The organism is Kitasatospora papulosa (genome assembly GCF_000717245.1).
GTDB classification, from domain to species: Bacteria; Actinomycetota; Actinomycetes; order Streptomycetales; family Streptomycetaceae; genus Streptomyces; species Streptomyces papulosus.
This window is the reverse complement of sequence record NZ_JNYQ01000011.1, coordinates 202,247-212,257: the sequence shown is the minus strand read 5'-3', so window position 1 is coordinate 212,257 and position 10,011 is coordinate 202,247. Positions and strand designations below refer to the sequence as shown.

Annotated in this window: 9 protein-coding genes; all 9 read right to left on the bottom strand. The window is 69.8% G+C overall.

Annotated elements, in window-relative coordinates; translation table 11 throughout:
- Positions 1 to 81 precede the first annotated feature (81 nt).
- Positions 82 to 450, bottom strand: coding sequence for a hypothetical protein (locus IA22_RS0125580; protein ID WP_014153544.1), 369 nt, complete (start codon positions 448 to 450; stop codon positions 82 to 84).
- 2 nt (positions 451 to 452) lie between these two features.
- Positions 453 to 908: a YbaB/EbfC family nucleoid-associated protein gene (locus IA22_RS0125575; RefSeq protein ID WP_014153545.1), complete on the bottom strand. Its 456-nt coding sequence runs from the start codon at positions 906 to 908 to the stop codon at positions 453 to 455.
- A gap of 188 nt (positions 909 to 1,096) precedes the next feature.
- A complete protein-coding gene (locus IA22_RS38315; RefSeq protein ID WP_234434594.1) occupies positions 1,097 to 1,954 on the bottom strand; it encodes a hypothetical protein in 858 nt (285 codons plus the stop codon).
- Between the two features lie 356 nt (positions 1,955 to 2,310).
- Positions 2,311 to 4,638 carry an AAWKG family protein gene (locus IA22_RS34260; RefSeq protein WP_421702133.1) on the bottom strand — a complete coding sequence of 776 codons (2,328 nt, stop codon included), beginning with the start codon at positions 4,636 to 4,638 and terminating at the stop codon, positions 2,311 to 2,313.
- A 122-nt stretch (positions 4,639 to 4,760) separates the two neighbouring features.
- Positions 4,761 to 5,225, bottom strand: a complete 465-nt coding sequence (locus IA22_RS0125565; RefSeq protein ID WP_014153547.1) for a type VII secretion system-associated protein — start codon at positions 5,223 to 5,225, stop codon at positions 4,761 to 4,763.
- Between the two features lie 131 nt (positions 5,226 to 5,356).
- Complete coding sequence (locus IA22_RS0125560; protein WP_014153548.1) at positions 5,357 to 5,665, bottom strand: WXG100 family type VII secretion target; 309 nt, start codon at positions 5,663 to 5,665, stop codon at positions 5,357 to 5,359.
- Positions 5,666 to 5,758: 93 nt separating this feature from the next.
- Positions 5,759 to 6,094, bottom strand: coding sequence for a hypothetical protein (locus IA22_RS0125555; protein WP_014153549.1), 336 nt, complete (start codon positions 6,092 to 6,094; stop codon positions 5,759 to 5,761).
- 466 nt (positions 6,095 to 6,560) lie between these two features.
- Entirely contained in the window at positions 6,561 to 8,171 is a 1,611-nt protein-coding gene (gene eccB / locus IA22_RS0125550) for a type VII secretion protein EccB (protein ID WP_014153550.1), read from the bottom strand.
- Positions 8,172 to 8,218: 47 nt separating this feature from the next.
- On the bottom strand, positions 8,219 to 9,628 hold the full coding sequence (eccD, locus tag IA22_RS0125545; protein ID WP_030124963.1) for a type VII secretion integral membrane protein EccD: 1,410 nt from the start codon (positions 9,626 to 9,628) through the stop codon (positions 8,219 to 8,221).
- Positions 9,629 to 10,011: the final 383 nt, after the last annotated feature.

Sequence of the window (10,011 nt, the reverse complement as noted above, 5' to 3'; positions counted from 1 at the left end):
CGGGGGCCGTCCTCGTGCCCGTGCGGGCAGGACGGAGCGGCCGCTCCCGTCGTGGCGTGGGAGCGGCCTGCGGCGCGGAGGTCAGCGACGCCCATGCCCGCCCGGGCCGTCGAGTCCATCGGTGTCGATGCGGCTGGTGTTCCGCTCGAGGCTCTCGATGTTGCGGTCGCGGGTTTCCTTCATCATCCGTACGTTGCTGAGCGTGGCGTCGGTGATGCCCACCAGCGCGTCACGGATGGACAGCATGGTGTCCTTGGTGGTCTGCCGTTCCTTCTGCTCCTGCGGCTTCGCCTTCTCGGCGAACTCGCCCTCCGTGCCCGGCCAGCTGACCGTGGGCGCCAGTTCGTCGAGGAACTCCTCGGTCATGCTCCTGGTCAGGGTGCCGATCTCCTCCAACTGCTTGGCCAGGGCCTCGATGCGCTGCGGGTCTACGTAGTACCGCTGTCCCATCGTCAGTCCTCCCCCTCTTCGCCGATCGCGTCGCGCCAGGCAGGCGCCGCCTGGGCATCACGCGCCGTGTCCCCGTCGTCCTCGCGCAGCACCTCGGGACCGAAGATACGCTCCCAGTCCATCTCGAAGCCCTTGAGCTCCGGCACGTTGCTGCTGGGCTCGGTGAAGGGCGCCATCGCCTTCATCACATGGCGGTTCATCTTGAGGCGCGCCGCGTTCGCCGCCTCCAGAACACTGGCGGCCAACTCCTGCGGTGACATGTCGCGGTACTTGTTCTCCAGGAAGTCGATCCCGGTCAGCTCACCCTGCGGTCCCGCCGTGGCCCGGACCGCACGGTCGGAGGAGAGTGCCGCGAACGACGCCGTCCGCAACTCTCGTTCGGTGCGTGCGACAGCCTCCTGGGCCGACTGCAGTTCGGCCATGGCCTTTTCGAGGCGCTTCTCCAGCGGTTCCGTCATGCTCGTTCCCTCCCTCTCCGTCCGTGTTTCCGTGGGTCCGGACGCCCTGGCGTCCTCAGGGCCGTGACCGGCCCCGGTCTCCTGTCGTGCGGCGACTGTGTTGATCTTGCCTGGTGACGACCCCGCTGCGGAAGCCGGGGTCGGTCCGGGCCCCTCTCACAGCAGCGGGCGCCGCTCCTGAACGGTGGTCACCGGCCGATCACCGACGGGGTGCCGCCTTCCTCCGTGCCCCACACGTCCGCGTCCTCCTCGAGGTAGTCGGCGGACGTGGTGACCCTGCGGCCCGGCTCGGCCGGCTCCTCGGGGGAATCGCCGCCGGTGGTCGTCACCCGGGAGGCCGGGGAGAGGAAGGTGTCGCTGTCCTCCTGCCGGTTCCACGGGCTGCGCCTGCGGCGGGTGCGGCGCTCGCTCTCCTCGGCCGCGTCGACCAGGACGGAACGCACCCGCTCGCCGTTGCCCTTGTCCCCTCCGGCGCCCATGCCGCCCATGCCGCCGCCCATCGGCATGCCTGGCGTGCCGGGCGTGCCGGGGGCACCAGGGGCGCCTCCGGCGCCCCCGGCGGCGGCGAGCGGGGTTCCCGCGCCCGCGGAGACGCTGTCGGAGAGGGGGGCGACCTGGCCCGTGGTCAGACCGTCCAAGGAGGCACCCGGGATGCCGCCGCCCGACGCGCCGGCGGTGATCTGGCCCCCGCCGAGACCCAGCTCGGACAGCGGCACGTCGCGGCTGGTGGTGCCGCCACCGCCGCCGGAGCCGTTGAGACCATCGAGGTCGCCGAGTCCGCCCAGATCGTCGAAGATCCCCGAACTGTTGGTGGGGATGGACGTGTTGAGATCCTTCAGATCCACCGTCTCGGTCCTGCCCTGGGCGTCGGTGACGGTGGCGACACCGGTGTCCGGGTTGATGACCTGCTTGGAGCCGTCCGGGAAGGTGGTGGTCAGCTGGCCGTCGTCCAGGAAGGTGGTGGAGCCGTCAGGGTTGTTCACCCTCGCCCCGTGGGTGAGGTCGGTCTCCACGACGGAGCCGTCCGGGCCGGTACTGGTGAGCATCCCGCTCTCCGGATCGAAGCGCGTCGAGCCACCGTCCGCGAACGGCCTGGCCGGTCGCCGGGTCCACGACCTGCTTCGTGCCGTCGGGGAACGTCGTCGTCAGCTTCCCGTCGTCACCCAGCGAGGTCACCGACCCGTCCGGATTGTTCACCTGCCCGAGGTCGCCCAGATCCTGCGTGGTGACGCTGCCGTCCGGATGCGTGGTGGTCAGCTCACCGCTGTCCGGATCGAACGTCGAACTGCTGCCGTCCGGGAAGTCCGTCGTCAGGCCGCTCTCACCGAGCTCGATGCTGCCCCCGGTCGGCGTGTCCAGGGAACCACCGGCCCCGCTGTTGAGATCACCGAGGCTGCCCAGGTCACCGATCGAGTCGGTGGGCAGTGAGGAGGGCCTGGCCGGTCGCCGGGTCCACGACCTGCTTCGTGCCGTCGGGGAACGTCGTCGTCAGCTTCCCGTCGTCACCCAGCGAGGTCACCGACCCGTCCGGGTTCGTCACCCGCGCGCCGCTGCCCAGATCCTGCGTGGTGACACTGCCGTCCGGATGCGTGGTGGTCAGCACACCGCTGTCCGGATCGAACGTCGAACTGCTGCCGTCCGGGAAGTCCGTCGTCAGACCGCTCTCACCGAGCTGCGCGCTGCCCCCGGTCGGCGTGTCCAGGGAACCACCGGCCCCGCTGTTCAGATCACCGAGGCTGCCGAGGTTCTGGCTGATGGCCTGGTTGGCCGCGTCCGTGGCGTTCTTCGTGCCGCCGGGGCCACCGTTGAGGTTGCCGAGACTGCCGAGGTTCTGGGACACGGGCGGTGTGACACCCAGGGGCGTCTGGTTCTCGCCACCGGGGTTGTTCACGTCGCCGAGGCTGCCGAGCTCCTCGGTGATCGCGTTGTTGAGGTCGCCGGGCCCACCCGGATTGTTCAGGTTGCCGAGATCGCCGTTGCTCTCGGTGACCGGCACGTTGAACAGGTCGTCGAGGTTCTGCGTGTTGACCGCGTTCGGATCGTTGAGGCCGCCGAGGCTCTCCTCGACCAGCTTCTGCTGCTCCTCGGCCTCCCGCTTCGCCTCCTCCTGTTCGCGCTTCTGCTCCTCGCGCAGCTCGTCCTGGTACTTCTTGTCCTCGTCGCGCTGCTGGTTCTGCTCGTTCCGCAGATCCTCCTGGAGCTTCTTGGCCTCCTCCTGCTCCTTCTTCTGTTCCTCGCGGAGCTCGTCCTGGTACTTCTTGTCCTCCTCGCGCTGCTTGTTCTGCTCCTCGCGCAGCTCGTCCTGGAGCCGCTTGTCCTCCTCGCGCTGGAGCCTCTGCTCCTCGCGGAGCTCGTCCTGGTACTTCTTGTCCTCCTCGCGCTGCTTCCTCTGCTCCTCGCGCAGCTCGTCCTGGTACTTCTTGTTCTCCTCGTTCTCCTTCTTGATCTCCTCCTTCTCCTCCTCCAGCTTCTTCTTCTCGTACTCCTCCGAGGCCGTGCTGGTCGACTTGGGCTTGGGAACGTTCTCGGCGAAGTCCTTGCCCAGGTCGAGGAAGTGGTTGTTCAGGGTGGACTGCACCTGACGGGCGGGGGTGATCAGCAGGTCGTCGACGCCCTTGTTCCAGATCTCGACCGCCTTGTCGCCGACCTTGGCCCAGTTGGCGATGTCGGTGAGGTCCCCGTACTCGGGGTGCACCTGTGTGAACCCCTCCTTCGGACTGTGGCTGACGGTCGTCGAGTAGCGGCTGGTGTAGGACTTGATCTCCGTCTTGGCCACGTTCTCGGTGTCCACCCACTGGGCGAGGTCGTCCAGGACGTAGCGCAGCACCCGGTGCGGGTCGTAGTAGGGGGACTTCGCCCACTTCAGCCAGGCCGCCAGCAGCGTGTTGGCGGCGTCCACCAGGTACGAGCGTCCCAGCGACAGCGACCGCGAGTAGAGGGTGTTGCCCGTCCCGGCCTCGTCGCCCGTGCCGGGCGAGGAGTTGAAGGTCTCGACGTAGCTGTCGTAGTTCTCGCGGACCTTCTTCAGCAGGCTCCGGAAGACGTCCGCGGCGTCGCCCTTCCAGCTGGCGTCCTCCCTGCCGAAGCGGTCCTCCCAGTCCTTGAGCAGCGGCGCCTGGTCCTTGAAGAACTTGGCCGCGAAGTCGAAGGACTCCCCCGCGCGGTTGAAGGAGTTCAGGTCCACCACGGCCTCGTCGGCCACACCGAGGTTGCTGAACCGGGCGTTCTTCGTGTCGCCCGTCAGCAGTTCGAGAAGCGCTGCCCGCGGCCCGTTCATGTACTGGGCGAGCGGGACGGTGCTCATCTTGTCCTTGTTGTAGTCCGTGAACTCGTTTCCCTCACGGACGTCGACGTTGTGCACGTCGTCGGAGTCGGTTCCGGCGAAGATGATCTCCTCACCGGCCTTCACCCGCCCCTCGAAGACGATGCGGGCCTGCATGATGGAGCGCTTCTTGCCGCCGTCGAAGAACCATATGTCGTAGTCCTCGCCCTTGTTCTGCAGGAAGCCGGAGTCCTTGACGAGCAGGCCGAGGCTGCGCTCCTTGATGTCCATCCGGAAGAGCTTGCCGCCGTGGTCGGAGCGGAGCTTGTCGAAGATGGTGGTGCGGTCGGGCACCGGATAACCGGTGATGTGGGTGACCAGGCCGGCCCAGGTGTCGGACGATGCTCCACCGACGTCCTCGTACTTGTCGACGTTCTCGACGGATGTGGGATCGTACCTATCGGGCACCGGGGACCCTTTCTGGTCTGTTGTCGTCCGCGCCGGCGCGCCGCCCCGTGGTGTGGACGTGCAGCCGGGTCTCTCTCACAGCGTGTGCCGGGCGGGGCACCGATGCCTCGCGGGGCAGGGGATCAGGTCTCGTTCGTCTCCGAGGACCCGCTGGTGAGCGTGTCGACCTCGTCGAAGGTCTGCAGCAGCGTCTGGGCGTCGATCGCGTCCAGGTTCTTGTTCTTGGTCTTGTTGGCCTCTTCGATGGTGTCGGTGAGAGCTTCCTGCAGCTCCTTGAAGAGCTCCATCTGGTCACCGAGCAGCTTGTCGATGGCCTCGGCCGCCGTACGGACGCCTTCGATCAGCTTGGGTCCCGAGACCAGGGCCTCGGTGGCCATCTTGCCGATGCGCAGCAGCTGCTGGCCCTGGACGAGGTTGTCCGGGCTGGTGTGCCCGTCGATGAGGTCACCGAGCGGCCGGATGTTGGGCGGCTCGCCGTCCTCCCGGTGCTTCTTCGCCCTGGTGTACACAGGCTGCACCTCGTTGTCCCGGAAGTTCTCCATCTGCTTGAGGTCGAAATGCTTGACGTCGGCCTTCTCACCGGCCATGGGACGTCCTCCTGCCGTTCGGTACCGGACGGAACGCGGGCCGGCCGGACGACGTGGAGTCCGGCCGGCCCCGGGGACCTGCCGTGCGGACCGTGCCGGGGGACTCCCCCGCACGACCCGCACGGAGGACCTCAGCGAGCTCGCACATTGCCCCAGTTGTCGGCGCTCTTGCGCTCGTCACGGGAGTGGTTGTCGTGGATGCTCTGGACCAGGTCACCGCTGTCGCCCAGGAGCAGGGCCATGTTCTTGGTGGCCTGGTCCCACTCCGCCTGGACTCCGCGGTACATCTGCTGGTCCTCACCCTCCCAGGACATGACGAGCGGCTTCAGCTCGTCCTCCAGGTTGTTGAGGGTGGTGATGATCTGCTGGGTCTGGCCCTTCAGCTCCTCAATCGCGTTCCGGACCGTGGCGTACTGCACATCGATGATGCCGTCGGCCATGACGTCTCCTCTCGGGTGGCCGGGCGTCGAGGCCCGGGAAGCTCACGGGTGCCGGCCTCTTCGCAGGGGGCCGGGTGCCGCTGGGGGGTTGGGTCAGCGCAGCGCTTCGAAGACACCCTGGCTGGTCTTGCTGTTGAGCACCTCGGTCAGGTCCTGGTTCTCCTTCGCCAGGCGGTTGGCCGAGGTCACGTTCTCCTGGAGCGCGTCGATCATCTTGCTGATCTGGATGACCACCTTCTGCGCTTCGGCGTTCCAACTGCGGAAGAGCTTCAGCAGAGCCTGGCCCTCGTCGCCGCCGACACCCGAACGCGCGGCGACCTCGGCCACGTTGTTCTGGATCTTCTCGACCGCGGCCCGGGCCGACTCCAGGGAGGAGACACCTCCCAAGCCCTTGGCATATTCCGCTTTCCTGCCGGAACCGTCCGCCATGTCACGCTCCCTTCGTTCAGGCGAGTCTCCTCGCACCGTTGCCCGCTGAGGCTAAAGAGAATCCACCGTCCGGCGCAACGGATGCTGGGGAGATTTGAGCATAGGTCAGCTCGCGGGAATCCCTGCGGGGCAATGGAGTTGTCGAGATGTTTCCGCGAAATGAACGTGTGTTACCCGGCGGACGGGGCCGATGGGCCGCCAACGCCCCGTTCCGAATCATGCGGTCAGCAAACGGGCACAGACGGTCCGCGAACGGTCACCGGAGCCGCCCGTTTCAGGTGAAACGGGCGGGTCTCAGGAACAGGCCCCCGCGAGGGTGGCGCCCGAAAAAGTTTGAGCAAATTCTGAGCTTTCCCGTCGCGGCCGATGCGCGACTAATCCACCTGAGAGCGACGAGAGCGCAGCATAAAGTCACCACTGCCTCGGCTTCTCATTCTTCGGCGCCGCGGGAGCGGGTCGCCGGGTGTCAGGACGTGGAGCCGGCCGCCCTGGTCCCGCCCTCCGCGGCAGCCTGGTCCACACGCTCCGCTTCGCCCTTCCCGGCCTTCCCGCCGCCTTGCTCATCCGGGTCGTCGGCACCGCACCGCGGAGCCGTGACCTTGGGCTGTGCGGCACCGGACGCGGCTGCCGGGTCCAGGTCGGCACCGGTCGGGAGGGCTGCCAGCAGGGGTGCGGGGACGGAGCTGATGTCCTTCTCCGCGTAGCCGAGCGCCGCCAGGGAGTCCTTGGCCGAAACCCGGTACTTCACACCGTTCTCCGCCACCAGGTAGGTGGTGCCGGCGTGCGCGGCGCCACTCGCGTTAAGGGCGCGGACGAGCGCTCCGTGACCGGGGCGCACCACCGTGACGTCGGTCCTCACACAGGCCGCGTCCAGCGGCTGCGCGGTTCCCTCCGACACGGCGACCGGGGCGAGCTCGGCGAGCGGTACCAGCACCGACTTGATCCGCGCGCCGCCGTTGTCGCCGTCCACCTGCGCGCAGAGCGCGGTGCCGCGGGGCGCCGACTGCGGGGTCGGCGGCGTCTCGGGCAGCTCCGCGGATCCGGCGGTGCCGGAGTCCTGCGCCCTGTGCTCGCGCAGCGCGTCGGCGCCGAGCGCGCGCACCTCGGGCGACTTCCCCTCGTAGGCGTCCTTCTGGGTGGCCGGGTCGCCCAGCACGAGCGCGGCGCCGAGCCGCGTCAGCGGCACCAGGCCGTCCTTCCGGAGCAGGTGGTACGTGCTGCCTCCGCCGGGCACGCTGACCTCGAACAGCTGGCCCGTCCGGCTGGCCTCACCGCCGAGCACGGGTCCTTCGGCACCGCGCCCCTCGACCTCCGGGGGCTTCAGGGCGGGCCCGGGGGCCAGGGCGTCGAGGAAGGCCGCCGAGACCGGCATGGCCTGCTCGGAGCCGTACCCGAGAGCGGTACGGGCGTCGGAGGCGCGGTCCAGCGCCAGCCTGCTGCCGCGCCACACCAGGTACTCGGTGCGGTCCGGGCCGCGCACGAGGACCCCGCGGTCGGCACCGACACCGCGGGAGTCCAGGGGCGCTCCGGCGACCACGGTCGTGGCTCCCGGCTCCTCCACCCCGGTTCCCCCTGCGGCACCCGAGGTGCTGGCCAGTGCTCCGCCCGGCCCGGTGACGCACATGTGCCAGGCGCCCTCGTCGAGTTGTCCCGGTCCGGGCAGGCTGTCCGGCGCTCCGGGTATGCCGGCCGGTGACCCCACGGGGATGTCCCGCAGCGACGCGGTGGCGACGTCCACGGTCGGCAGGTCCGAGCCGCCGATCAGGCGCGCCGAGGCGTAGTTGCGCACCGGGTGCAGCACGCCGTCGGTGCCGGTCCACAGGTAGCGGGCTCCGGTGTCCCGGTTGACCACCAGGTTCCTCTCGCCACGCCAGCCGTCGTTGCCACCGGGGCGCAGCAGCCCGTACACGGTGGCGCCCGCTCCGATCAGGACCGTCACCAGCACGCCGAAGACCACGCCCCGGGTGGTGCGTCCGAGCGGGCTCTCCGGGGCGTCCGGGTCGGCCGTCAGCAGGCCCGAGCTGAGCCTGCCCATCATGAATCCGTGGGCCTGTACCTGGTCGCGCTTGGACTGCACAGCCTCTCCTCAACTCGTTCTCGTGTGACGGCGTCCGACTGGCCTCATCAGCCGAACAGGCCGCGCAGCCAGCCGAAGAGTCCCGCCACCCACAGGGTGAACGGCAGCAGCGCGACGGCGAGGCCGGTGTGCGCCAGCTCCGCCGCACGGCCCCAGTAGGGCAGGACCCGGCGGCCGGGCAGCGTCCAGGACGCGACGACGAGTCCCGCCGCCGCGGCGAGCAGCACGCCGAAGACCACCACCCGGCCGTCGGCTCCGCTGTCGAACGCCCAGGCCCTGGCCATCAGCAGCAGCCCCAGGGTCCCGGGGAGCGCCAGGGTCAGGCGCTGGCCGATGTGCACCAGGCCCCGGCTGTGGAGGAGCAGCAGCAGGCTCAGCGCGAGGCCGGTCAGCACCTCGGGCAGGTCCGGCTTCTCGGCGAGGACCACCAGGGCGGCCGCGGCGATCGTGCCGGTGCCGGCGAAGAGGGCGGTGACCCAGCGTCCGGCCAGTTCGGTGCGCTCGGCGACCTCGTCGCCCACGTAGGGGTCGATGCCCTCCTGGAGCTGGCCGGCGGTGGACGGCAGCGCCGGCATCCGCATCCCGGCCAGTTTGAAGGCGAACGGCGCCACGGCCCCGGCGGCAAGGACAATAAAGCTCGCGACCAGCGCCACCGCGGCCGGCACGTCCAGGCCCGTGTATCCCATGAGCGCCCCGGCGATCGCCGTGGCCACCGCGACCATGGCGGTGGCCAGCAGGGCGGGGGCGCCGACGGCGGTGGCGGCCAGCGCGAGGACCGCGCCTCCCGCGCCCGCGGCACCCGCGGCCAGGAGCCGGGCGCCCGCGACCTGCTCCGCGTCGGGGCCGGTCAGGTCTCCGCCGGGCAGCACCCAGCCGACGAGCGCGAGGCAGGGTGCGACCAGCAGGGCGAGGGCGACGGCGGAGGCGCGGTCGCCGACCGCCCGGCTGGCGGAGCCGGCTCCCGCGAGCAGGAGCAGGCCGACCAGGGCCGCGCAGGCCGCTCTGGAACCACCGGAACTGGACGTCACCCCCGGCCAGAAGACCAGCACGAGGGCGGTCGCCACGGTCGCCACGGCCGTACCGACGAGCAGGCCACGGGCCGCGCCGGGGGACCACGTGCGCAGGCGCCTTCCCACGGTCTCGGCGATGCCGTCCACCAGGTCGTCGAGCCGTGCCTCGGGCAGCGCCTCGGTGTGCGGGCGCAGGTAGAGCACGGCGCCGTCGGCCAGCCCGGCCCGCGCCAGGGTGGTCTCCTCGTCGAGCGGGGCGTCACCCAGCCGCTGGAGCACCCAGCCGGCGTGGTCGAGTCCGGCCTCCTCGGCCTCCTCGCCGACGTAACGCAGCAGGGTGGGCAGCAGATCGGCGACCGGTACGTCGGCGGGCACCGCCAGATCGATGCTGACGCTCGGTGCACGTACGGTCAGGCGGCACGATTCGGCCACCGCGCTGTCGGTCATCAGCTGAACTCTCGTCTTCCGAAAGGCTTTGACAGGAGACTTCCCCGCTAGGGGGGATGTGCGAACAGTACGGAAGGTCCGCGCGGCCGCGAACCGGGGGGCCGGGTGCGGAATGTGCCTCCGCTGACCCCGGCGACGACCAGTCCCGCGTGGACAGGTCGTGTTCCGTGAATGCACACTACTGCCTACGACCACAGGGTCGCGCTGCGGACCGGACTCCATTTATCCGGTATGTGGTTGGCCATCACGGAAGTTGCCCGCGCCCGGCCATCCGCTCGAAACATTCATCCGGCGTTCACCGCGCGTCGCGTGGGGCCCGGAGAATCGGTGCGGTGCGGCCCTTTCCACCGCCGGGTGCGCCGGAATTCCGGTGCGGGCCGGAG